The organism is Alterirhizorhabdus solaris (assembly GCF_007785815.1).
GTDB lineage: Bacteria > Pseudomonadota > Alphaproteobacteria > Sphingomonadales > Sphingomonadaceae > Alterirhizorhabdus > Alterirhizorhabdus solaris.
The window spans coordinates 12,195-34,267 of sequence record NZ_VNIM01000031.1; the positions used below are offsets into that span (position 1 = coordinate 12,195).

Annotated in this window: 19 protein-coding genes and 3 tRNA genes; 13 read left to right on the plus strand and 9 right to left on the minus strand. The window is 68.8% G+C overall.

Annotated features, from left to right (window positions below; all coding sequences use genetic code 11):
• Positions 1-6 precede the first annotated feature (6 nt).
• Positions 7-1,518, minus strand: coding sequence for an alginate export family protein (locus tag FOY91_RS09380; RefSeq protein ID WP_238995328.1), 1,512 nt, complete (start codon positions 1,516-1,518; stop codon positions 7-9).
• A gap of 26 nt (positions 1,519-1,544) precedes the next feature.
• Positions 1,545-2,879 carry a dicarboxylate/amino acid:cation symporter gene (locus FOY91_RS09385; protein WP_420822874.1) on the minus strand — a complete coding sequence of 445 codons (1,335 nt, stop codon included), beginning with the start codon at positions 2,877-2,879 and terminating at the stop codon, positions 1,545-1,547.
• A 232-nt stretch (positions 2,880-3,111) separates the two neighbouring features.
• Here FOY91_RS09385 and FOY91_RS09390 point away from each other — a divergent pair, with 232 nt between their 5' ends.
• The 3 genes from FOY91_RS09390 (at position 3,112) to FOY91_RS09400 (ending at position 6,292) form a co-directional block, all read left to right on the plus strand.
• Complete coding sequence (locus FOY91_RS09390; RefSeq protein ID WP_203234532.1) at positions 3,112-4,821, plus strand: sensor histidine kinase; 1,710 nt, start codon at positions 3,112-3,114, stop codon at positions 4,819-4,821.
• A complete protein-coding gene (locus FOY91_RS09395; protein WP_145150504.1) occupies positions 4,818-6,137 on the plus strand; it encodes a sigma-54-dependent transcriptional regulator in 1,320 nt (439 codons plus the stop codon). The genes FOY91_RS09390 and FOY91_RS09395 overlap by 4 nt, the downstream gene beginning before the upstream one ends.
• Before the next feature lie 81 nt (positions 6,138-6,218).
• A tRNA-Gly gene (locus FOY91_RS09400) sits at positions 6,219-6,292 on the plus strand.
• Positions 6,293-6,367: 75 nt separating this feature from the next.
• On the opposite strand, the gene ygfZ is transcribed toward FOY91_RS09400, so the two are convergent.
• Entirely contained in the window at positions 6,368-7,090 is a 723-nt protein-coding gene (ygfZ, locus tag FOY91_RS09405; protein WP_145150507.1) for a CAF17-like 4Fe-4S cluster assembly/insertion protein YgfZ, read from the minus strand.
• A gap of 41 nt (positions 7,091-7,131) precedes the next feature.
• Between ygfZ and FOY91_RS09410 the strand changes: the two genes are divergently transcribed.
• On the plus strand, positions 7,132-8,457 hold the full coding sequence (locus FOY91_RS09410; RefSeq protein WP_145150510.1) for a dihydroorotase: 1,326 nt from the start codon (positions 7,132-7,134) through the stop codon (positions 8,455-8,457).
• Between the two features lie 157 nt (positions 8,458-8,614).
• On the opposite strand, the gene FOY91_RS09415 is transcribed toward FOY91_RS09410, so the two are convergent.
• Positions 8,615-9,385 (minus strand): DUF1134 domain-containing protein, encoded by a 771-nt coding sequence (locus FOY91_RS09415; protein WP_145150513.1) that lies wholly within the window; start codon positions 9,383-9,385, stop codon positions 8,615-8,617.
• 183 nt (positions 9,386-9,568) lie between these two features.
• Between FOY91_RS09415 and FOY91_RS09420 the strand changes: the two genes are divergently transcribed.
• Positions 9,569-9,660 (plus strand) — tRNA-Ser (locus FOY91_RS09420).
• A gap of 119 nt (positions 9,661-9,779) precedes the next feature.
• Here the strand turns inward: FOY91_RS09420 and gorA are convergent.
• The 3 genes from gorA to FOY91_RS09435 form a co-directional block, all read right to left on the minus strand.
• Positions 9,780-11,129, minus strand: a complete 1,350-nt coding sequence (gorA, locus tag FOY91_RS09425) for a glutathione-disulfide reductase (protein WP_145150516.1) — start codon at positions 11,127-11,129, stop codon at positions 9,780-9,782.
• Positions 11,130-11,302: 173 nt separating this feature from the next.
• The gene (gene pgi, locus FOY91_RS09430) at positions 11,303-12,814 is read right to left on the minus strand and encodes a glucose-6-phosphate isomerase (RefSeq protein ID WP_145150520.1); all 1,512 of its coding nucleotides are present in this window, start codon (positions 12,812-12,814) and stop codon (positions 11,303-11,305) included.
• A gap of 218 nt (positions 12,815-13,032) precedes the next feature.
• Complete coding sequence (locus FOY91_RS09435; protein ID WP_145150523.1) at positions 13,033-13,428, minus strand: HIRAN domain-containing protein; 396 nt, start codon at positions 13,426-13,428, stop codon at positions 13,033-13,035.
• Positions 13,429-14,092: 664 nt separating this feature from the next.
• On the opposite strand from FOY91_RS09435, the gene FOY91_RS09440 reads away from it, so the two are divergent.
• Positions 14,093-14,851, plus strand: coding sequence for a class I SAM-dependent methyltransferase (locus FOY91_RS09440; RefSeq protein ID WP_145150526.1), 759 nt, complete (start codon positions 14,093-14,095; stop codon positions 14,849-14,851).
• 181 nt (positions 14,852-15,032) lie between these two features.
• On the opposite strand, the gene FOY91_RS09445 is transcribed toward FOY91_RS09440, so the two are convergent.
• Positions 15,033-15,109 (minus strand) — tRNA-Arg (locus FOY91_RS09445).
• Between the two features lie 221 nt (positions 15,110-15,330).
• Here FOY91_RS09445 and FOY91_RS09450 point away from each other — a divergent pair.
• From FOY91_RS09450 to FOY91_RS09470, 5 genes are all read left to right on the plus strand, one after another.
• Positions 15,331-16,071, plus strand: coding sequence for a DUF4198 domain-containing protein (locus tag FOY91_RS09450; protein WP_145150529.1), 741 nt, complete (start codon positions 15,331-15,333; stop codon positions 16,069-16,071).
• Between the two features lie 23 nt (positions 16,072-16,094).
• Positions 16,095-16,472: a hypothetical protein gene (locus FOY91_RS09455; protein WP_145150532.1), complete on the plus strand. Its 378-nt coding sequence runs from the start codon at positions 16,095-16,097 to the stop codon at positions 16,470-16,472.
• Positions 16,473-16,603: 131 nt separating this feature from the next.
• Complete coding sequence (locus tag FOY91_RS09460; RefSeq protein WP_145150535.1) at positions 16,604-17,323, plus strand: HupE/UreJ family protein; 720 nt, start codon at positions 16,604-16,606, stop codon at positions 17,321-17,323.
• Positions 17,320-17,937: a hypothetical protein gene (locus FOY91_RS09465; RefSeq protein WP_145150538.1), complete on the plus strand. Its 618-nt coding sequence runs from the start codon at positions 17,320-17,322 to the stop codon at positions 17,935-17,937. Before FOY91_RS09460 ends, FOY91_RS09465 begins: the two co-directional genes overlap by 4 nt.
• 38 nt (positions 17,938-17,975) lie before the next feature.
• Positions 17,976-18,326: a DUF3147 family protein gene (locus tag FOY91_RS09470; protein ID WP_145150541.1), complete on the plus strand. Its 351-nt coding sequence runs from the start codon at positions 17,976-17,978 to the stop codon at positions 18,324-18,326.
• Between the two features lie 90 nt (positions 18,327-18,416).
• Here FOY91_RS09470 and fsa read toward each other — a convergent pair whose 3' ends face one another.
• Positions 18,417-19,073: a fructose-6-phosphate aldolase gene (fsa, locus tag FOY91_RS09475; protein ID WP_145150544.1), complete on the minus strand. Its 657-nt coding sequence runs from the start codon at positions 19,071-19,073 to the stop codon at positions 18,417-18,419.
• Between the two features lie 114 nt (positions 19,074-19,187).
• On the opposite strand from fsa, the gene FOY91_RS09480 reads away from it, so the two are divergent.
• Positions 19,188-21,356: a primosomal protein N' gene (locus tag FOY91_RS09480; RefSeq protein WP_145150547.1), complete on the plus strand. Its 2,169-nt coding sequence runs from the start codon at positions 19,188-19,190 to the stop codon at positions 21,354-21,356.
• Positions 21,357-21,517: 161 nt separating this feature from the next.
• The gene (locus tag FOY91_RS09485) at positions 21,518-22,072 is read left to right on the plus strand and encodes a F0F1 ATP synthase subunit delta (RefSeq protein ID WP_145150551.1); all 555 of its coding nucleotides are present in this window, start codon (positions 21,518-21,520) and stop codon (positions 22,070-22,072) included.
• The last annotated feature ends 1 nt before the right edge of the window (position 22,073 follow it).

Below are 22,073 nucleotides of genomic sequence, written 5' to 3' on the forward strand. Positions count from 1 at the left end.
CTTTCGTCAGAAGCGCAGGCTGATCCAGCCGGCGAGGAAATCGGAACTCTTGTAGCCCGCGTCGGTCAGCGCCGGGCCGGCGGCGAGATGCTCGTACCGCCCGGTGAACGAAACGCGCGGCGTGATCGTCCAGACGAGCTGGAGGCGGGCCACGTCGGCGATACGGCGCGCACGGAAGTTCTGCGTACCGGCGAACGGCTGGCCGTTGGCGCGATACACCGCATCGCGCACGTCGTCCCGCCAGGCGCGCTGATATTCGGCAGTCACGCGCACGCCCTCCAGCGGCGTCACCGTCAGGTTGGGCGCGAGGGTGACGAGGTTGGAGGGGGTGAGGAACAGCTGGTAGCTGTAATAGATGTTGTTGCCGAACGGCGCATAGGCATTGCGCAGCTTGCCCTGCCCATAGCCCCCGCCGCCGCTGGCATAATCGGCGTGGAAGCCCACGCGCGGCGCCGTCTTCGCCGATCCGACGCGGTAGGTCTGGGCGAGGAACACCTGCCAGGCGGAAATCTCCTGATCGATGTAGCTGCCCGTCTGGCGGTTGGCCGACCAGTCGATCGTGAGCGGGCCGACATCGCCCCACAGCCGCGCGCCGGCATAGTGACGCACGGCCGGGCCGATCCGCCCGCCCCACGCGCCCTTGGTGTTGCGCCGGCGCCAGAGGAACGGGTCGAGATAGAGCTTCGATCCGCCGAACCACGTCGTCGGCAAAGCGGCGCCCAGCGTGACGCCTGAGAAGCGCCGGGCATCGTCGATCACGTCGTCGCCCGTGCCCAGATCGCCATATTGGGTAGGCTTCATGTCGAAAACGTCGGCGCGCAGGCGGGTGCCCCGTGCCCATGCCCGCCAGCCGTTGAGCGTGTAGCGGATCGTGTTGTTGTCGCGCTGCGAGACGAGCAGGTTCGGCCCGTCGGTGAACTCCTGCCGGCCGTAGCGCACACCCACCGCGATGCCCTCCACCGTGCCGTTCGCCTCGACGAAATACTGCTGGTACACCAGATCATTGCGCAGCGAGGCGGCCGGCGCACCCAGCCGCTTGCCCGAGATGCCGCCATGCGCCACCTCGCCGAAGGCACGCAGGTGCGGCCCGATGTGAACGTCCGCACCCAGAAACAGGCGGTTGATGTTCTGCTGCTGGTAAGCCCCCTCGCGCAGGTTGGGGTTGGTGGTGTTGTTCTGCCGCAGCCGCAGTTCGCCCGAGAGGGTGACGTACACCTCGCCGTCGCCATCCAGCGGCAGATATTTCAGCCGGTCGAGGAAGTCGTCGCGCTTCTTCGGGTCGCGCATACCGCGCCAGTCCTCGGCCCAGCGTGACAGGTTGTAGCCGTTGAGCGTCGTCGCCTCGCCGTTCGCCGCGGCGGGATAGCCGTTGGCGATCGTCGTGGCCGGCGCCTTGGCCACCGCCTCGCCCGGCGTGGCCGAGGGGGAGGCGGCGGGCGCGGCCGGCGGGGCTTCCGCCAGCAGCGGCGCTGGCGTGAGGCAGAGGGTGGCAGCGCAGAACCGCAGGGACATCGTCATGGGAAGTGCCTCCTTGGGCCAGCGGTTCACTCGGCGGCGACGACGCCCTGCGGCAGGTCTTCCACGCGCGGCATCCGGCCGGAGAGCGCGGCGTCGAACTGCTCCTTGTCCAGCGCCCCCTCCCAGCGCGAGACCACCACCGTCGCCACCGCGTTGCCGATGAAGTTGGTGAGGCTGCGGCATTCGGACATGAAGCGATCCACCCCGAGGATCAGCGCCATGCCCGCCACCGGCACGGACGGCACGATCGACAGCGTGGCGGCCAGCGTGATGAACCCCGCGCCCGTCACCCCCGCCGCGCCCTTGGACGACAGCATCGCGACCGACAGCAGCAGCAGTTGCTGCCCGAGCGTCAGGTCCACATTGTACGCCTGCGCGATGAACAGCGCCGCCAGCGTCATGTAGATGTTGGTGCCATCCAGGTTGAAGCTGTAGCCGGTCGGCACGACCAGCCCGACGATCGACTTGGGGCAGCCCGCGCGCTCCATCTTCTCCATCAGGCTGGGCAGCGCGCTTTCCGACGACGACGTGCCCAGCACCAGCAGCAGTTCGGCCTTCAGATAGGCGATCAGCCGGAGGATCGAGAAGCCCGAGAGCCAGGCGACGGTGCCCAGCACCACCAGCACGAAGAACAGCGAGGTGAGGTAGAAGGTGCCCAGCAGCCAGCCCAGATTGGCAAGGCTGCCGATGCCGTACTTGCCGATGGTGAAGGCCATCGCGCCGAACGCGCCGATCGGTGCCGCCTTCATCACGATGCCGACCAGCTTGAAGAAGGCGATCGACACGTCGTTCATCACATCGAGCACGCGGGTTCCACGGTCGCCGATCAGCGCGAGGCTGACGCCGAACAGGATCGACACGAACAGCACCTGCAGGATGTTGCCCTCGGTGAGCGAAGACAGGAACGTGTCGGGGATGATGCCCGTCAGGAAGCCGATCAGCGTCGTGTCGTGCGCCTTGGCGGCATATTCAGCCACCTTGCCCGCATCGAGCGCACCGGCGTTCGCGTTCAGCCCCGCGCCGGGCTGCACCACGTTTGCCACGATCAGGCCGACGATCAGCGCCAGCGTGGAGAAGAACAGGAAGTACGCAAACGCCTTGCCCGCCACGCGGCCCACCGCCTTCAGGTCGCGCATCCCGGCGATGCCGGTCACGATCGTCAGGAAGACCACCGGCGCGATCACCATCTTCACCAGCTTGATGAAGGCATCGCCCAGCGGCTTCAGCGCCTCGCCGGTGGCCGGCGCGAAGTGGCCGAGCAGCACGCCCGCCGTGATCGCGATCAGCACCTGAAGGTAGAGCTGCGCGTACCACGGCTTGGGCGCTGGTGGCGTGATGTCGATGGTGGGGGACATAATCATCGGCTGACCTTTCATCCTCTCGCACGTCCCGAGTCTCGGCCGGGGTCGCGCTGCTGGCGCATCGTCACCGATCGCGACATGCGGCCCAAGCGAATGCAACCGATGAAGCCGAAGCACGGGTTTCCGCCGTTTCCTCGGTGCGACGGGTGAAAAGCTGTCCCGTTTCCTGCCCATCGATACGGCCCGAGTGCAGAAAGTTGCACATTGCCGGTGCCCGCCCTAGCGTCTGTCGATGACACGGTGGCGGTGGATCGGATGGGTGGCGGCGGCGCTGGCGTTGTGCGTGCTCGCGGGCTGGCTCGCCGGGCTCGCGGTCGAGCGACGCGAAACCGCCCGGCTGATCGCTGCCACCACCGCCGACGCCCGGCTACGGCAAGGCCTGCTCGGCAGCGAGATCGCGCGCTTCCGCCTGCTGCCGCTGGCGATGGCCGATGATCGCGACCTGCGCGCCGCCGTCGCCGGCATCCCCGGCGCGGCGCGCGCGCTGGATACCAAGCTGGAGACGCTGTCGGCCCGCACCGGCGCGGCGGTGATCTACGTGATCGGGCCGGACGGCCGGGCCATCGCGGCGAGCAACTGGCGCGCCCGCACCAGCTTCGTCGGTCGTGACTACCGCTTCCGCCGCTACTACCGCGATGCCCTGCGTGATGGTGCCGGCGAGCAATTCGCGCTCGGCACGGTCAGCCGCAAGCCCGGGCTGTACCTCACGCGGCGCAGCGACGGCGGCGGGGTCATCGTGGTGAAGCTGGATTTCGACGACGTCGAGCGGCAGTGGCGCGCGGCCGGCGGCATCACCTTCGCGACCAATGCCGCAGGCATCGTCCTCGTCACCAGCCGGGCGGACTGGCGCTTCTCGGCCACCGCCCCGCTTTCCGCCGCCGTGGCTGCGGCGGCGCGGGCGGACAGTGGCACGCGCGCGCTGGCCGGGCCGCGCTTCTCGATGGCCGGCGACGGTCGCGTCGCGATCCCGGGCCGGCGGGGCACGCTGCTCCACGCCGTCACCGCGCCCGATGCGACGGGGTGGCGCGTCCACCTGCTCGTGCCCGCCCGCCCGATCGACATCGTGACCCGCGCCGCCCGCATCGCCGCCGCGCTGGCGACGCTCGGCCTGCTCGCACTCGGCTGGGGCCTGCGGGAGCGCGCGCGCCGCCGGTCCGCCCGCACCGCAACGCTCGAGGCCGCCGTCGCCGCGCGCACCGCCGACCTCAGCCGCGAGATCGACGAACGCACCGCCGCCGAGGCCCGCGCCGCCGAGCTGCGCGAGGGGCTGCGGCAGGCCAACCGCCTCGCCACGCTGGGCCAGATCACCGCCGGCCTCGCGCACGAGACGGCGCAGCCGGTCGCCGCGATCCGTACCTATGCGGCCAACGCCGCCCAGTTCCTCGATCGCGGCGCACACGATGCGGTGCACGACAATCTGCGCGCGATCGGCCGGCTGACCGAGCGGATCGGCGCGATCACGGCCGAGCTGCGCGGCTTCGCCCGCAAGCGTTCCGGCGAGATCGAGCCGGTGCCGCTGGGGGACGTGATCGACGGCGCACGGCTGATCCTGAAGGAGCGGCTGGCGCGAGTGACGTTCGTCGCACCGCCAATCGACCCTGCCCTGCGGGTCGTCGCCGGGCGGGTGCGGCTGGAACAGGTGCTGGTGAACCTGTTGCAGAACGCGATCGAGGCGCTGGACGGCCACCCCGATCCGCGCATCGCCCTCGTCGTGGCGCACGACGACGACGAGGTTCGCGTCACTGTCGAGGACAACGGCCCCGGCATCGCTGCCGACATCGCCGATCGCCTGTTCACCCCGTTCGCCACCAGCCGGCCCAACGGCCTCGGCCTCGGCCTCGTCATCGCGCAGGACATCATGGCCGATCTGGGCGGGTCGCTGCGGCTGCTGCCCGGCGAGGGTGGCGCCCGTTTCCGCATCGTGCTGCGGCGCGCGGCATGAGCGTGCAGCGCGTGGCCCTGGTGGAGGACGACGCCGACATGCGCGCCGCCACCGCGCAGCTACTGGCGCTGGCGGGTTTCACCGTCGATGCCTTTACCGCCGCCCAGCCTGCGCTGGATGCGATCGACGCGGCTTATGCCGGTGTCGTCGTCACCGACGTGCGGATGCCGCACATGTCCGGCATCGAGCTGTTCCATACGCTCCACGCGCGTGACGCCACGCTGCCGGTCATCCTCGTGACCGGGCACGGCGACGTGGCGATGGCGGTGGACGCGCTGAAGGCCGGCGCGTGGGACTTCCTGACCAAACCGTTCGATCCGGCGGCGCTGGTGGCGGCGGTGACGCGCGCCGCCACCGCCCGCGCGCTGGCGCTGGACAATCGCCGGCTGCGCGCGCTGGCCGAAACCGACGACGATGCCGGGCTGATCGGCGCCGACCCCGCCATCCGCCGCCTGCGCGAGATGATCCCGGTTCTGGCCAGCGCCGACCTCGACCTGTTCATCGAGGGCGAGAGCGGCACCGGCAAGGAACTGCTCGCCCGGCTGATCCACCGCGCCGGCAAGCGCGCGCGCCACCGCTTCCTCGCCCTCGCCTGCGCCGCGCTGCCCGATACGCTGATCGACAGCGAACTGTTCGCCGCGACCGGCGAGGCGAGCGTGGCGGCGGCGAACCGGGGCACGCTGTTCCTAGACGACGTGGATCAGGCCTCGCGTGCGTTGCAGGCGCGGCTGGTGCCGCTGATCGAGGAACGCGCGATCCGCCCGTCCGGCGGCCGCCCCGCGATCCCGCTCGATCTGCGCGTGATCGCCACCGGCGGCGAACCGGCCGCGCGCGGGGCGGAGGCGATGCTGCCCGCGCTGTTCTACCGGCTGGCGGCCGTGCGCCTGTGGATGCCCCCCTTGCGAGAGCGGCGGGAGGATGTGGCCGCGCTGTTCGCCCATCTTGCCGGGCTGTCGGCGGCGCGGCTACGGCGGGCGGTGCCGGCGATGTCGGCAGGGGTACGCGATCATCTGGCCGCGCACGACTGGCCCGGCAACGTGCGCGAACTGGCCAATTATGCCGGCCGCTTCGTGCTGGGGCTGGAAGACGCCGCGCCCGCCGACGCCGCAGCCGATCCGCAGGCCGCCGACACCTCCCTGCCCGACCGGGTGGCCGCGTTCGAGCGGGATGCGATCGTGCAGGCCGTGCTCGCCTCGCCCGGCGACATCGGCGGCGCGATCACCCGGCTGGGGCTGCCGCGCAAGACCTTCTATTACAAGGTGCAGCGCCACGGCATCGATCTGACCGCCCTGCGCCAACGCCGCGAACCGCGATGACCGGCACGTGCCTGTGTGGACGGCCGGCAGGAGACGAGTTGACGGCGCAGGCCCAGCGGTGGCAGGGAGCGGCAGGATCGGGCGGGCGTAGCATAGTGGTAATGCTCTAGCCTTCCAAGCTAGCTAGGCGGGTTCGATTCCCGTCGCCCGCTCCACGCCTCCCATGCGTTTGCCCGTACCGGTGACGTCGTGCCGATCCCCGCGCACACCGGCCTTCCGAGTTAGCCAGATTACGTGTCGTGCGCGTCCGCCGCGATCGCCGCCGCCAGCCAGTCAGGCCGCAGCGCGCCTTCCAGCGCGTCCATCCGCCGATGCTCCACCGCCAGCCCGAGATCGGGATAGACGATGCGGGTGCGGTCGTTCGGCTCGGCGGCCGGCATCACCACGAGCCGCCGGTTCACCTTTGAGCGATGGTGCATCCGGGCCGTATTCTCCTGCCCAACGTAGCAACCCTTTATGAAGCTGACGCCGTTCAGCTCGCGCGCGTTCGCCTCCAGCCACAGCGTCTTGTCTGTCCCGAGTTCGTCCACCCCCTCGGCCACACCCAGCCGCAGGCGGTGTTCGCGCCACCCGTCCGCCGCGCCGTCCGCCGGCGCGATCCAGCGGCGACCGAGCGAGGCGAGCCGCGGATCGGGCACCCCTGCCTCCCCCGCCGCCGCCCAGTGCACCGCCAGCGACGGATCGCGTGCGATCGTGATCGCCCGCCGCAGCCGGTAGAGCGACAGCCGCCGGACCAGTGCATCGGCCTGCGCGGCCTCGCAATCGATCAGGAGATCTTCGCCATCGGCCCAGATCAGGAAGTCGAACAGCGCCTTGCCCTGCGGCGTCAGCAGCCCGGCCCATACCGGCAGCGGTCCGGCGACATCGCCGGTGACGAGGCCTTGGAGAAATCCGCGCACGTCCTCGCCGGAAAGGCGGACGACGGCGCGATCGATCAGGGTGGTTCCGCTCATGCCGGTGAGTTAGGAGGCGACAGCCCGAAAGGAAAGCACGCATGGCCAGCTACGACCTGATCCTGAAGAACGGCACCGTCTGGACGCCCAGCGGTCCGGCGGAGACATCGGTCGGCGTGACGGACGGCCGCATCGTCGCGATCGGCGTGACCGGCGACGCGGGCGAGACGATCGACTGCACGGGCCTTACCGTGCTGCCCGGCGTGATCGACAGCCAGGTCCACTTCCGCGAGCCGGGGCTGGAAGCCAAGGAGGATCTGGAAAGCGGCAGCCGCGCAGCCGTGCTGGGCGGCGTGACCGCCGTGTTCGAGATGCCGAACACCAAGCCGAACACCGATTCGGCAGAAGCGGTGGCGGACAAGCTGGCCCGCGCGAAGGATCGCATGTGGTGCGACCACGCCTTCTACGTCGGCGCGACGAACGCCAACGCCGCCGACCTGGCAGAACTGGAGCGGATGCCCGGCACGGCCGGCGTCAAGATCTTCATGGGCGCCTCCACCGGCGACCTGCTTGTCTCCGAGGATTCCGCGTTGGCCGAGGTGCTGGCCGCCGGCACCCGCCGCGTGGCGATCCACGCCGAGGACGAGGCGCGGATGAACGAGCGCGCCGGCCTGCGCGTGGCCGGCGATCCGTCGTCCCACCCCGTCTGGCGGGATGACGAGAGTGCGATGCTCGCCACCCGCCGCATCATCGCGCTGGCGCGCGCGGCGGGGCGGCGTATCCACATCCTCCACATCACCACCCCGGCCGAACTCGAATATATCGCCGGGCACAAGGACATCGCCACCTGCGAGGTGACGCCGCAGCACCTGACGCTGGCAGGCGAGGATGCGTATCCCCAGCTCGGCACCCACGCGCAGATGAACCCGCCGATCCGCTCCGCGGCGCATCGCGACGGGCTGTGGCACTGGCTGCGTCAGAGCGTGCCGGACGTGCTCGGCTCGGATCACGCGCCGCACCGGCTGGAGGAGAAGGCGCAGGAATATCCCGCGTCCCCGTCCGGCATGCCGGGCGTGCAGACGCTGCTGCCGCTGATGCTCGATCATGTCGCGAACGGCCGTCTCACGATGCAGCGGCTGGTCGACCTGACCTCGGCCGGGCCGCAGCGGGTGTTCGGCCTCGTCACCAAGGGGCGCATCGCGGCGGGCTATGACGCCGATTTCTCGATCGTCGATACCGCCGCGCGCTGGACGGTGGAGGAGAGCTGGCTCGCCTCCAAGTGCGGCTGGTCGCCCTTCACCGGCATGACGCTGACCGGCCGCCCGGTCGGCACGATCATTCGCGGGCAGCGGGTGATGTGGGAGGGGCAACTGGCGAACCATGCCATCGGCCGCCCGGTCCGGTTCGAGAGCACGTACCGGCCCTGATCGGGTGCGGTCTTGTCCCGGAGCAGGCCGGGCAGGACCACCCACCTGAAGTCTTCATCCCAGCGGACGCCGGGATCTCCGCGAGGCGGAGACGCCGCCCATCCAGCCATCGCGGATCCGCGTGCCCGCGATTTAACGGCAGCGAGCGATCACGCCGTCAGAACGGCATCCACTTCGACTCCTCGGTGAACTTAAGGTAGCCCACGTTCGCGCCCAGCCGCCAGCCGACACCGAGGCGGATCGGAATCAGCACCACGTCCTTGCGGCGCAGGTAGCTCGCGGTGAAGCCGCCGATCAGATAGGCGGCACCCTCGGCGGCCGGATAGCGGTGGAACAGCTCCTGGCTGTCGTACAGGTTGTACACGAGGATGAAGCTCTTGGCGCCGTTGCCGCCGAAGTCGAAGCCCAGCGACGGCCCGGTCCAGTACACCGGCCGATCGCCCTCGACCTTGTGGTGCATCACGCCCGATCCGTAGCGCAGGCCTACGGCGAAGGCCGCGCCCGCCTCGCGGCCGGCGATATAGGCGCTCGGCTCGCCCTGCTCGCGCAGGATCTTCTCGACGATCTTGGCAAGCCCCTCCGCGCCCCGGCCGAACACGCCCTCGGCGGCGTCCATCACGTCGCTCTGCTGATAGGTCGCGCCGGTTGCGGCGACGGTGGGGCCGGGCGCCGTGACCGGGTGACTGTCGTCGCTGTCGGCGGAGGCGCCGCCCGCCAGCGTCCCGTTGGCATCGCGCGGGGCAGTGGCCGGGGCCTGGCCGGTATCGCCCACCGCCGGCGCGGCATCGTAGGAGCCGCCATCGGCGGGCGCGGGATCGCGGTTCATCGCCGCAGACGGATCGACCGTGCGCACCTGCGCGCCGGCCGGCACCGCCACCAGCGCGATGCCCACCGGACCGATCACGCGCATCCACAGATTTTTCGACATCGACCGGTCAGCCCCCACCATGAACCCCAGCATAGGCCGGCTCACGCTGTCGCTGCAATGAACGCGCGACGGGCCGCGCGGCGCGCACGCCGGAAAATCGGACGACCGCGCGGGAAATTGGCGACGAACCCCCGTTGATCCGCCCCGCCCTCCCCGCTATAGACGCCGAATGCCGCCGGGTCCGGAGACGTGGGTGAGTGGCTGAAACCAACGCTTTGCTAAAGCGTCGTACCGGTTAAACGGTACCGAGAGTTCGAATCTCTCCGTCTCCGCCATCATGCTCTACTGACCTCATGCCGTCTGGGACGAGGTAGTCGCATCGGGTCGGCACCAAAACCTCGCCATCATGCCCGCCCGCCGACCATGGCGGCGAACGGACACGACAGCGCCGGGCTTATTTCAGCAGCACCAGTTCCTCCGCCATCGACGGATGGAGCGCCACGGTATCGTCCCACGCCTGCTTGGTGAGGCCGGCCTTCACCGCCACCGCCGCGGCCTGCAGGATTTCCGGCGCGTCCGGGCCGATCATGTGCAGGCCGACGACCCGGTCGGTATCCTCCTCGACGATCATCTTGTAGAGAGCGCGTTCATTGCGGCCGGCCAGCACGTTCTTCATCGCGCGGAAGTCGGAGGTGTAGACCTTCACCGTCCCCAGCTTCGTGCGCGCCTGCGCTTCCGTCAGCCCGACGCCCGCCATCGGCGGGTGGCTGAACACCGCACTCGGGATCATCTCATAGTCTATCCGGTGCGGCCGGTTGCCGAACACGGTGTCGGCGAACGCCTGCCCCTCGCGGATCGCCACCGGGGTCAGTTGCACGCGATTGGTCACGTCGCCGACGGCGTAGATGCTGGGCACGCTGGAGCGATTGTCCGCATCGACGACCACCGCGCCGGCCTTGTCCAGTTCCACGCCCGCCTCGGCCAGCCCCAGCCCGTCGGTCTTCGGATTGCGGCCGGTGGCGAACATCAGGACGTCGCATTCCAGAGGCGCCGCGTCCCCGCCGGTGTGGACGGTGAGCGAACCGTCGGCGTTCTTCTCCACCGACTTGAACGGCGCGTTGAAACGGAACTCGATCCCCTTGGTCATCGAGATCTGGAGCAACCGGTCGCGGATCGATTCGTCGTAGCCGCGCAGGATCTTGTCGCTGCGGTTGACGATCGTCACATGCGCGCCGAACCCGTGGAAGATGCCGGCGAACTCGTTGGCGATATAGCCGCCACCTGCGATCACGACGCGCTTCGGCATCGTCTCGAGATGGAACGCCTCGTTGCTGGTGATGCCATGCTCGGCGCCGGGGCAGTCCGGCCGCGCCGGCCACGCGCCGGTCGCGATCAGGATGGTGCCGGCGGTGATCTCGCGGCCCGATGCCAGCTTCACGCTGTTCGGCCCGGTGACGCTGGCGCTTTCCTTGATGATCTCGACCTTATGGTTCTCCAGCGTGTTGCTGTAGATCCCTTCCAGCCGCGTCACCTCGGCCAGCACGCTGTCGCGCAGACGCGGCCAGTCGAAACTGCAGGCGGGCACGTCCCAGCCGAACTGCTTGGCGTCCTGCAGGTCCTCGGCGAAGTGCGAGCCGTAGACGAGCAGCTTTTTCGGCACGCAGCCGCGGATCACGCAGGTGCCGCCCACGCGATGCTCCTCCGCCACCGCCACCCGCGCACCATAGGCCGCCGACACCCGCGCCGCCCGCACGCCGCCGGAACCGGCGCCGATCACGAAGAGGTCGTAGTCATAGTCGGCCATGCGTCGCTCCTGAATGTCTCGAATGCTCAGGTAGGAAGCCGCCGTGCGGAGGGCAAACGGCTATTGCCGATCAGACTGATCGAAGGGGGTGCCTCCCTCCCCCTACTGCCCCGTCATCCCATCGTCCGCTGGGATGACGGGGCAGTTTATGGAACGCGACAGTTTGCGCAGCCTTACCCGAACGCCCGGGCGATCAGCGCGCGCGTCGAGGCGTCGAAGCGGTCCGTCCCCTCGCTCTCGATCGATCGGGCGATCTCCTTGCCCAGCTCCACGCCGAACTGGTCGAACGGGTTGATGCCGAGCAGCGTGGCGGCGGCGAACACCCGGTTCTCGTAGAAGGCGATCAGCGCCCCCAGCCGCGCCGGATCGACCCGGTCGAGCAGGATCGTGGTGGAGGGGCGATCCCCGGCATAGGCGCGCGCCGGGTCGTCATGCGCCTTGCCCGCCATCAGCGCCGCCCCCTGGGCGAAGGCATTGACGAGCAGCTGGCGGTGATGCCCGTCGTCCAGCGCGTGGCCCGGATCGACGCTGGCGATGAACTCCACCGGCACCAGCCGCGTGCCCTGGTGGAGCAGCTGGAACACCGCGTGCTGCGCGTCGGTGCCCACCCCGCCCCACGAGATCGGGGCGGTGTCGCGGCCCACGGGCTTGCCCTCGGCGGTCACGCTCTTGCCGTTCGACTCCATCTCCAGTTGCTGGAGGTAGCTGGGCAGCAGCCGCAACCGCTCGTCGTAGGCGAACACCGCGCGCGTTTCCGCCCCGCGCACGCTGGCGTAGTAAAGATCGACGAAAGCGGCGACGAGCGGCGCATTGGCAAGCGGCGCAGCAAGGCGGAAGTGGCGGTCCATCGAGGCGGCCCCCTCCAGCATCGTCTCGAACGCATCCCAGCCCAGCGCCAGCGCGATGGGAAAACCGATCGACGACCACAGCGAGTAACGCCCGCCGACATTCCCGGAAAAGGGCAGCACGCGGGTTTCGTCCACACCCCATTCGATCGCCTTTTCGGGGGCGGCGGTCAGCGCGATCACGCGGCCATAAGGGTCCTCGACGCCAGCCTCTTCCAGCCACGCCAGCGCGCTTTCGGCGTTGAGCAGGGTTTCCGTCGTCGTGAATGTCTTGGAGGCGACGACGAGCAGCGTGGCGGCGGGGTCGAACCGGCCGAACACCTCGTCCAGCGCGGCGCCGTCCACGTTGGAGACGACGGCGACGTCGTAGCGATCCGCCTCCCGGCCCAGTGCGTCGATCACCAGTTTCGGGCCGAGCGCGGAGCCGCCGATGCCCATGTGCAGCACGTGACGGATCGGCCCCAGCGCCTCCGCCTCGATCGCGTCGATCAGTGCGCGCATCCGGGCGTGGAGGCCGCGCGCGCGGGCGACGCTTTCGGGCGCACCTTCGCCGCGCTCGGCGCCATGCTCGGCGGCGCGGCCCTCGGTGACGTTCACCTTTTCGCCGGCGAACAGCGCATCGCGTTTCGCCGTGAACCCCGCCGCCCCGGCCAGCGCGACGAACGCATCGAGCAGCCCGGCATCGAGATGCGTCTTGGCGAAATCGAAGCGGATGCCGGCTTCCTCGATGGTCAGCCGCGAAAGCCGGTCCGGCTCGGCGTCGAACAGGGCCAGCAGCGGGCGGCGCGGCACCGCCTCGATCGCGTTCCAGGCAGCGTCGCGTGCGGCGGCTTCGTCCATATCGATCCCGGCTCCGGTCGGTGAAGGCGCCTGCTTATCGCGCCACCGGAGAGCCTGCTAGCGCGGTTTCGTTACGAAGCCATGGACGCGGCGGGACGAGACCGCGCGTCGCCGAAATGCCGCCGGGATACGTTGCAGACCGGCTGAACGAAACGGTTTCCGGACCCGCTACCCCCCGCTCTCGATCTTACTCGAGCGCGAGGTCACCGTCCGATCGACTACGCGCCCCACGCCGGCCCTTCCGGATCGACCGCGTCCCAGTCGTCGCGGTCGATCTCGCGCTCCCGCACCGGCGGCAGCGTCGGGGCACCCTCCCCGATCCGCACCCGGATCGCCGCCCCGCCGCGCGTCTCCGCCTGGAAGATCGCGGTGACCGGCCCGGCCCGCATCTTCGCTCCAATCCACGGCGCCCGATCGGCGGGGACATACCCCATCTGCTCGCCGCGCCGGTTGACCACCGCGATCGCGTGCGCGTCGAGCGGATGCTTCGGCTCGGGCCGCAGTTCGATCGGATCGCCCGGCCTGCACGTCCTGACCGCGAACAGCCGGTTGCTGCCATCGGTGTTCGGATACGCCACGCCGACGACATGGATCGAGAGTTCCCGGTCGTCCATCACTCGCCAGTCCTTCCTGCCACGCCGGCATCATCCGACGTGGCCCGCATATACGTGGCGGGCATCGGATGCCCCCGCAGAAAGGCGAAGAACGCCGTATCGCCGGCCGGGCCCCCGTCGACCAGCCAGCGGAGTGCAGACGATGGACACCCGCAACGTAGGGTGGGAGCCATGGCCGCAGGATCCCCGCCGCGACCTACGCGGGCTGACGATCACATCCGGCCCGGGCTCGCCGCCCCGCTACGTTGCTGCGCTTCATCGCATTGAAGTGGCCAAGGTGACGCAACCGACGCCGGAAAACTGCCTCTCTCGTGAAGCCCAGATACCGGCCTTTCCTTTGCGATAAGGAAGGCGACAATTCACCGAATTACAGCACCACGCCTCCAATATAAGCGATTAATACAAGCCTGAAGATGGGCGCATGTGATTGAACCAGCGATCAAATCAGGAAATAAAACCGCAGCCTGCTGCGATCCCGATAGAGCGGATGCGATAAGCCAGACGACACTATCGAAGACCTCTTATAATGGAGTAATTCTTCCCTTATCGGAACATCATATCACTCGACTGTTAGTTCACTGATGTAATAATTGACACGAACCGATCGGCCTGTATCCCACTTGATTACGCCTTCGGGGGAGGGCGTATTTGGGGAAATACGCTGATGATCAATGCTGCCGCAGCACGAGTTGAGCGTGAGAGAGCCTTTCACAACGATCGTTTCACTGAAGAAACGCGTGAGGCACAGGGCAAGTTCTATGCCGCGATCAAGCATGGCTCGACCGTCTATGAAGATCGCGTCAAGCGGCACGCCATCGGCAAGGACATTCTGGAATATGGATCCGGCGCGCTGAATCAGGCCGCGCTGCTTGCACCGGTCGCCGGCTCGGTGATGGGCATAGACATTTCCGACGTGGCCATCGCGGCCGCGCGAGCCGCCATTCCGGCAGGGCATGCCAATCTGCGCTACGAGGTGATGGACGCCGAGAACCTGACCCTGCCCGATCGCAGCCTCGACCTGATTTTCGGCCGCGGCATCATCCACCACCTGGATCTTTGCCGCTCGTTCGAAACGGTCGCGCGCGTGCTGCGGCCCGATGGGAAGGCGATTTTCTGGGAGCCGCTCGGCCACAACCTTCTGCTCAACCTGTATCGCCGCGCCACGCCTAATGCACGAACACTCGATGAGCATCCGTTGCTGAAGCCCGACATCGAACTCGCCAGATCATATTTCGAAGACGTTCGCGTCACCTTCTACGGGCTGACCACCTTGGCCTCCGTGCCGATCCGCGACACCGCCATCGGCGATGTCCTGCTCAACGCCTGTGCGTTGGTGGATCGTGCGCTCTTCGTCCTGCCTGGCGTCCGGTGGCAGGCCTGGTACTGCCTGCTCGAACTGGGCCGCCCCAAGGCGTTGAACTGATCCGTATCTCGGCACGTGACATGCTGCCGATCGCCGACGGCCGGGCGGGGTGTCGGAATGGCCGGCGGAAGCGGCGCGGCTTACGTACGCCAGCGGCGTTCGCGCCGGGGAGGCCCGCATCAGGCTGCGCCGATGTAGCTCGGACAATACCCGGACATTACCGGGTTTCGGGTCTGTGGAGTGGTGCACCGGAAGGGATTCGAACCCCTGACCCCTGCCTTCGGAGGGCAGTGCTCTATCCAGCTGAGCTACCGGTGCGTGGCGGTCCACCTAGCAAAGCGACCGGCGCGCCGCCAGCCCTAATCCACGACGAAGAGCGTGTTACGCGCTGATGACGGTTTCATGCTGCGATGCGGGGCCGTCGCATCATCTCGTGCCGTAATGATCGCCATTAAGGGCTTTTATGCGCGTGGCCGCACGATAGGCTCGCCGTCGCAAGAGGTCGCCGCCCCGGCCCGGCCGCTCTGAGGAAAACGCCCATGCGCCCCGTCGAACGCCTCGTCTCCGCCCTCATGCTCGCGGGCCTCGTCACGGCTGCGGTGCCGGCCGATGCCCACGGCATCTGGTTCGCCTCGCGCGCCAAGCAGCCGGCGCTGATCTACGGCATCGGCGCCGACGATCTGGACGCCGTGAAGCGCCAGCCACTCGTGGAGAAGATCTCCGCTTTCGATGCCAGCTTCCAGCCGATCCCGGCGGTGCTGCGCGTGTCCGGCCCGGTTCTGTATGTCGATGCCGAAAGCCAGCCCACCTTGCTCGCCGCCGTGCTGAACAACGGCACATGGTCCAAGATGAAGGACGGCGAGTTCGTCAAGAAAGGCCGCGACGAGGCGCCGGATGCGGTGCTTTCGGAAAAGACGATGAAATATGCGGTCGGCGTACAGGGGCCGCTTACCGCCGCCATCCCGCCGCTGCCGGGCCAGTCACTGCAGATCGTGCCGGTCGGCGCGATTCCCGAGAAGCTGGGCGCGCCGCTTACCTACAAGGTGCTGTTCATGGGCAAGCCGGTGGCGGGCGCGCGCCTCATCAACGACATGATCAACGATCCCGATGCGAAGGAGGTCGCGACGAAGGCCGACGGCACCGTCACGCTGCCGGTGCGCAACCAGGGGCTGAACGTGATCCGCGCGGTGTATGATGGCCCGGCGGACGACAGGAAGAAGGTCGACCGGATCGAATATACCGCGACGCTTTCGTACACCCTCGCCCACGCCCCCGAATGACCCGCCTGCAAGGAGCCACGCGCATGACCTTCAAGTTCCTCCCCCTCGCCTTCCTCGCCGCCGCCACGCTGGTGCAGGCGCCCGCGCTCGCCCACGGCAACATGAAGCCGCAGCATGGCGGCATGGTCCAGATGAGCGGGGAAACCCTGTTCGAGCTGGTGGTGAAGCCCGCCGGCGTCCAGCTGTTCGTGAGCGACGACGACGAGCCGGTGAACGCCGCCGGCATGACCGCGAAGCTCGGCATCACCGCCGCCGGCAAGACGAGCGAAGTGATGCTGAAGCCGGCCGCCGGCAACCAGTTCACCGGCGCGGGGGTAAAGATCCCGGCCGGCGCCAAGGTGGCCGTGATGGTGGTGAACACCGCCACCAAGGCCCGCATGGGCACCACCTTCACAAGGTGAGGTGACCATGGCCCGGCGGTTTCCCCCCGTCCGCCGGGCCTTTCGCCGTCCCGCCGCCACCGCCGCCATCGCGCCTGCGCGGTGACGATCGGGGGATGGTGTGGGTCGAAAACCGAGCGAAGGAACCGCGCATGGCCGACCACCCGCTTGCCCGCCGCGCCCGCCGCCTCGCCGTCTGCGCGGTGCCGCTGATCGTCGCGATGCTGGCCGACAGCGCGCTGGCGCACGGCGTCGCCGAGGGCGACAAGGCGTTCATCCAGAACAATCCGGGGGTGAACATCATCCCGTACATCTACCTCGGCGCCAAGCGCATGGTGACGGGGTACGATCATCTGCTGTTCCTGTTCGGCGTGATCTTCTTCCTCTATCGCCTCAAGGACGTCGGCAAATACGTCACCCTGTTCGCCATCGGCCATTCCACCACGCTGCTGATCGGGGTGCTGGGCAACGTCCACGCCAACCCGTTCGTCGTCGATGCGATCATCGGCCTGTCGGTGGTGTACAAGGCGCTCGACAATCTCGGCGCGTTCAAGACGGTGCTGGGGTTCGAGCCGAACCAGAAGGCGGCGGTGCTGATCTTCGGTTTCTTCCACGGCTTCGGCCTCGCCACCAAGTTGCAGGATCTGGTCGCCTCGCGCGACGGGCTGTTCACCAACCTCGTCAGCTTCAACGTGGGGGTGGAGATGGGCCAGTTCATGGCGCTCTCGGTGATCCTCATCCTGATGACGCTGTGGCGGCGCACGCCCAACTTCACCCGCAGCATCGTCGTCGCCAACACGCTGCTGATGACGGCGGGCGTCGTGCTCGTCGGCTACCAGTTGACCGGCTATTTCACGGAGACCGTCGCATGAGCGCCACCACGACCGATACCGCCCGTGCGGTGCCCTATCAGGCCTCCCGCCGCACGCTCGGCCGCGCCTCGCTGGCGGCGCTGGGGGCGGGTGCGGCGATCGTGCTGCTGTTCGTGATGCCCGCGGAATATGGCATCGATCCGACCGGCGTCGGCGGTGCGCTGGGCCTCACCCGGATGAGCGGCGAGCAGGCGGAGGCGGCCGAGGATTCCACCCCCGCCACGCCGGCGGACGCCGCGCCCGTCGCGCTCCGGCCACAGACGAAGGCGACGATCGACAAGCTCACGCCGATGCGATCGGACGAGCGCAAGCTGACGATCGCCCCGCACGAGGGGATCGAGCTGAAGGCGCGGATGAAGGCGGGGGACGCGCTCGTCTTTCGCTGGACCGCCACCGGACCGCTCAAGATGGACATGCACGGCGAGCCCGGCCCGCCCAGCACCGACTTCTCGACCTACTGGAAGGAGAAGGGGCTGACGACGGCGCAGGGCGATTTCACCGCGCCGTTCGCCGGCATCCACGGCTGGTACTGGCGCAATCAGGGCGAAACGCCGGTGACGCTGACGCTGAACACCACCGGCTTCTATGCCGAGCTGTTCCGCCCGGCCGAATAGGCGGCTATGGCCGGCCGCACGCGAACGGAGCCGGTGCGATGCTGTATTTCATCCTGAAGGCCGGCATTTCCGGCGTGCTGATCGCGCTCATCTCCGAAGTGGCCAAACGCAGCCCGGCGGCCGGCGCGCTGATCGCGTCGCTGCCGCTCGTCTCGATCCTCGGCATGATGTGGCTGTGGCGCGACACGCACGATCCGGCACGGATGGCGGCGCATGCGGGCGCCACCTTCTGGCTGGTGATCCCGTCGCTGCCGATGTTTCTGCTGATCCCGGCGCTGCTGCGGCGGGGCGTGCCGTTCTGGCAGACGCTGGCGGCGGGCTGCGTGGTCACGGCGCTGCTGTATCTGGCGATGCTGGGGGTAGGCGCGCGGTTCGGGCTGCGGCTGTAGGTCAGCTCGAGCCGACCGAGCCCGCCACCCGTTACTCCCTGCCGTCATCCCAGCGAACACCGGGATGACGGCACATCACAGGTAACAACCTCAACCCAGGATCGTCTGCCCGGTCTTCGCCCAGTCGGCCATGAAGCCGGCGATGCCCGCGTCGGTCAGCGGGTGCTTGAACAGCTGCTTGATGACGGACGGCGGCGCGGTCATCACGTCGGCGCCGATGCGCGCGCTTTCCAGCACGTGGATCGGGTGGCGCACGCTGGCGACGAGGATCTCGGTATCGAATCCATAATTGTCGTAGATCAGACGGATGTCGGCAATCAGCGCCATGCCGTCGAACCCGTTGTCGTCATGCCGGCCGACGAACGGCGAGATGAAGGTCGCGCCCGCCTTGGCCGCCAGCAGCGCCTGATTCGCCGAGAAGCACAGCGTCACGTTCACCATCACGCCGTCGTCGCTCAGCTTCTTGCAGGTCTTCAGGCCGTCGATCGTTAGCGGCACCTTGATGCACACGTTGCCGGCGATCTTGCGCAGCACGTCGGCCTCGCGCATCATCGTCTCGTGATCGAGCGCCACCACCTCGGCCGAAACCGGGCCGGGCACGATGCCGCAGATCTCCTCCACGACTTCCACGAACTTGCGGCCCGACTTGTGGATCAGCGACGGGTTGGTCGTCACGCCGTCCAGCAGGCCGGTCTCGGCCAGCTCGGCGATTTCCTTGGTGTCGGCGGTATCGACGAAGAACTTCATGGGATGGATCGCTTTCGCAAGGAATCAGGATTGGCGCGGCGTATAGCGATGATCCCGCCGCAGCCCAAATCGCCGGGATTCCCTTTCGCCGCGGGCATCCCTACCTAGCAGGTCGTGAACCGCGCCCGTGTCCTCCTGCTCAACGCCGCGCTCGGCCCGCTCGATTATCGGGTGGACCGGGAGCATGACGTGCAGCCCGGCAGCATCGTGCTCGCCCCGCTCGGCCCGCGCCAGCTTGCCGGTGTGGTGTGGGAGGCGGACCGGATGCCCTCCGATTCGGAGGTGGGCGACAATCGCCTGCGTCCGCTCGCCGCCGTCTACGATCTGCCGCCGCTGGGCGCCCCCCTGCGGCGGCTGATCGAGTGGACCGCCGATTATTACCTCGCCTCCCCCGCCTCGGTGCTGCGGATGACGCTGGCCTCGGCAAGCGCACTGGATGGCGGGCGCACGACGATCGAATATCGCGCCACCGGCCATGTGCCCGAGCGGCTCACCCCGCAGCGCGCCCAGGCGCTCGACCGGATCGGCGAGCGGCAGGGGCTGGTGCGCGAACTGGCGACCGTCGCCGACGTCTCTGACGCGGTGATCCGCGGGCTGGTGAAGGCCGGCGCGATCGAGGCGGTGGAGGTGTCGGTGGACGATCCGTTCGTGCCGCCCGACCCGGATCATGCCGCGCCCGAACTGTCCGAGAGCCAGCGCGGCGTGGCCGATACGCTGGTGGCGGCGGTGCGCGCGCGAAAGGCAGCCCCGTTTCTGCTCGACGGGGTGACCGGATCGGGCAAGACCGAGGTGTATTTCGAGGCGGTGGCCGAGGCGATCCGCACCGGCCGGCAGACGCTGGTGCTGCTGCCCGAGATCGCGCTGACAGAACCGTTCCTCAAGCGCTTCGCCGCCCGCTTCGGCCATCCGCCGGTGGCGTGGCACTCCGACCTGCGCCAGTCGCAGCGGCGGCGGGCGTGGCGAGCGATCGCCAGCGGCGAGGCGAAGGTGGTGGGCGGCGCGCGCTCGGCGCTGTTCCTGCCCTATGCCGATCTGGGCCTGATCGTGGTGGACGAGGCGCACGAAAGCAGCTTCAAACAGGAAGAAGGCGTGATGTACCACGCCCGCGACGTGGCGGTGATGCGCGGCCGGTTCGAGGACGTGCCCGTCATCCTCGCCTCGGCCACACCCGCGATCGAGACGCGCCAGCAGGTGGCGCTCGGCCATTATGCCGAGCTGAAACTGCCCAGTCGCTTCGCCCCCGCCCGCCTGCCCGAGATCGCCGCGCTCGACCTGTTGCAGGCCCCGCCGTTGCGCGGCCGATGGATCGCGCCGACGCTGGTGCGCGCGCTGGAGGAGACGCTGGGGCGCGAGGAACAGTCGTTGCTGTTCCTCAACCGGCGCGGCTATGCGCCGCTTACGCTGTGCCGCACGTGCGGGCACCGCTTCCAGTGCCCCAACTGCACCGCCTGGATGGTCGAGCATCGCCTGACCGCGCGGCTTGCCTGCCACCATTGCGGCCATGTGATGCCGCCGCCCGCCGCCTGCCCCGAATGTGGCGAGGCCGACAGCCTCGTCGCCTGCGGGCCGGGGGTGGAGCGGATCGCCGACGAGGTGACCGCGCTGTTCCCGCAGGCGCGCACCGCGATCGTCACCTCCGATACGCTCTGGTCGCCCGCCAGATCGGCCGAATTCGTCAACCGGATGGAGGCGGGCGAGATCGACATCGTGATCGGCACCCAACTGGTGACGAAGGGCTACCACTTCCCCAACCTCACGCTCGTGGGCGTCATCGATGCCGACCTCGGCCTGTCGGGTGGCGACCTGCGCGCGGCGGAACGCAGCTTCCAGCAGATCGCGCAGGTGGCCGGGCGTGCCGGGCGCGGCGCCAAGCCGGGCCGGGTGCTGGTGCAGACTCGCGAGCCGAAGGCGCCGGTGATCCGCGCGCTCGTCTCCGGCGATGCCGAAAGCTTCTACGCGGCGGAAACGGAAGCGCGCCGCCACGCCGGCGCCCCGCCGTTCGGGCGATTCGCCGGGATCATCGTCTCGTCCGAAACGCTGGACGATGCGGTCGCCACCGCCCGCGCGATCGGTCGCGCCGCGCCGGAGGTGGAGGGCATGGCGGTGTACGGCCCCGCCCCCGCCCCGCTCGCCATGCTGCGCGGGCGCCATCGCCAGCGCCTGCTGGTCCACGCCCGCCGCACGCTGGCGGTGCAGGAGGTGATTCGCGACTGGCTCGGTCCGAGGGAATGGCCGCGCGGGGTACGGGTGGCGGTAGACGTGGATCCCTACTCCTTCGTTTGAGGCGGGGCGTTCGGGCAAGCACGGAACCCGGCGGGACGTCATGCGTGAAGCGCAACCTTGCATCGCGGCAACACGCCTGCTAACCGGCCCGCGACATGCAGGAGGCGCCCTCGCGGTGCCTTTTCGGCATGGGACAAATCCATTTGGGGGATCAGGGGCGCGTGGAGATTTCCGGCGGCATTCAGGCAAGCCTCGCGGGGCGCTATGCGACGGCGCTGTTCGAGCTGGCACGCGACGAGAGTCAGCTGGACGCGGTGTCCGCCAGCCTCGCCTCGCTCAAGGCGGCGCTCTCCGGGTCGGAGGACTTCCGTCGCCTGACCGAGAGTCCGCTGGTGGATCGCGCGGGCGCTACCCGCGCCATCGCCGCCGTGGCTCCGACGCTGGGACTCGATCCGCTCACCACCAATTTCCTCGGCGTGCTCGCGCAGAACCGTCGCTTGGGCCAGATCGGCCCGGTGATCCGCGCCTTCACCGGCCTGCTGGCGCGCCATCGCGGCCAGGCCACGGCCGACGTCACCTCCGCCCACCCGCTTTCGGACGACCAGATCGAAGCGCTGAAGGCCAAGCTCAAGCAGCAGACCGGCCGTGATGTGTCGATCGATCTCAAGGTCGATCCGACGATCCTGGGGGGGCTGATCGTCAAGGTCGGCAGCCGCATGGTCGATGGCTCGATCCGCACCAAACTGAACACGCTCGCGCATGCGATGAAAGGCTGAA

What these genes read in the sequence shown, in the direction of transcription:
- FOY91_RS09410 (WP_145150510.1), top strand. Translation starts at nt 7,132, where the DNA reads ATGGCCAGCTACGACCTGATCCTGAAGAACGGCACCGTCTGGACGCCC.
- FOY91_RS09415 (WP_145150513.1), bottom strand. Translation starts at nt 9,385, where the DNA reads ATGTCGAAAAATCTGTGGATGCGCGTGATCGGTCCGGTGGGCATCGCG.
- ygfZ (WP_145150507.1), bottom strand. Translation starts at nt 7,090, where the DNA reads ATGAGCGGAACCACCCTGATCGATCGCGCCGTCGTCCGCCTTTCCGGC.
- fsa (WP_145150544.1), bottom strand. Translation starts at nt 19,073, where the DNA reads ATGAAGTTCTTCGTCGATACCGCCGACACCAAGGAAATCGCCGAGCTG.
- FOY91_RS09395 (WP_145150504.1), top strand. Translation starts at nt 4,818, where the DNA reads ATGAGCGTGCAGCGCGTGGCCCTGGTGGAGGACGACGCCGACATGCGC.
- pgi (WP_145150520.1), bottom strand. Translation starts at nt 12,814, where the DNA reads ATGGACGAAGCCGCCGCACGCGACGCTGCCTGGAACGCGATCGAGGCG.
- FOY91_RS09455 (WP_145150532.1), top strand. Translation starts at nt 16,095, where the DNA reads ATGACCTTCAAGTTCCTCCCCCTCGCCTTCCTCGCCGCCGCCACGCTG.
- FOY91_RS09450 (WP_145150529.1), top strand. Translation starts at nt 15,331, where the DNA reads ATGCGCCCCGTCGAACGCCTCGTCTCCGCCCTCATGCTCGCGGGCCTC.
- FOY91_RS09440 (WP_145150526.1), top strand. Translation starts at nt 14,093, where the DNA reads ATGATCAATGCTGCCGCAGCACGAGTTGAGCGTGAGAGAGCCTTTCAC.
- FOY91_RS09380 (WP_238995328.1), bottom strand. Translation starts at nt 1,518, where the DNA reads ATGACGATGTCCCTGCGGTTCTGCGCTGCCACCCTCTGCCTCACGCCA.
- gorA (WP_145150516.1), bottom strand. Translation starts at nt 11,129, where the DNA reads ATGGCCGACTATGACTACGACCTCTTCGTGATCGGCGCCGGTTCCGGC.
- FOY91_RS09465 (WP_145150538.1), top strand. Translation starts at nt 17,320, where the DNA reads ATGAGCGCCACCACGACCGATACCGCCCGTGCGGTGCCCTATCAGGCC.
- FOY91_RS09435 (WP_145150523.1), bottom strand. Translation starts at nt 13,428, where the DNA reads ATGGACGACCGGGAACTCTCGATCCATGTCGTCGGCGTGGCGTATCCG.
- FOY91_RS09385 (WP_420822874.1), bottom strand. Translation starts at nt 2,879, where the DNA reads ATGATTATGTCCCCCACCATCGACATCACGCCACCAGCGCCCAAGCCG.
- FOY91_RS09460 (WP_145150535.1), top strand. Translation starts at nt 16,604, where the DNA reads ATGGCCGACCACCCGCTTGCCCGCCGCGCCCGCCGCCTCGCCGTCTGC.
- FOY91_RS09470 (WP_145150541.1), top strand. Translation starts at nt 17,976, where the DNA reads ATGCTGTATTTCATCCTGAAGGCCGGCATTTCCGGCGTGCTGATCGCG.
- FOY91_RS09390 (WP_203234532.1), top strand. Translation starts at nt 3,112, where the DNA reads ATGACACGGTGGCGGTGGATCGGATGGGTGGCGGCGGCGCTGGCGTTG.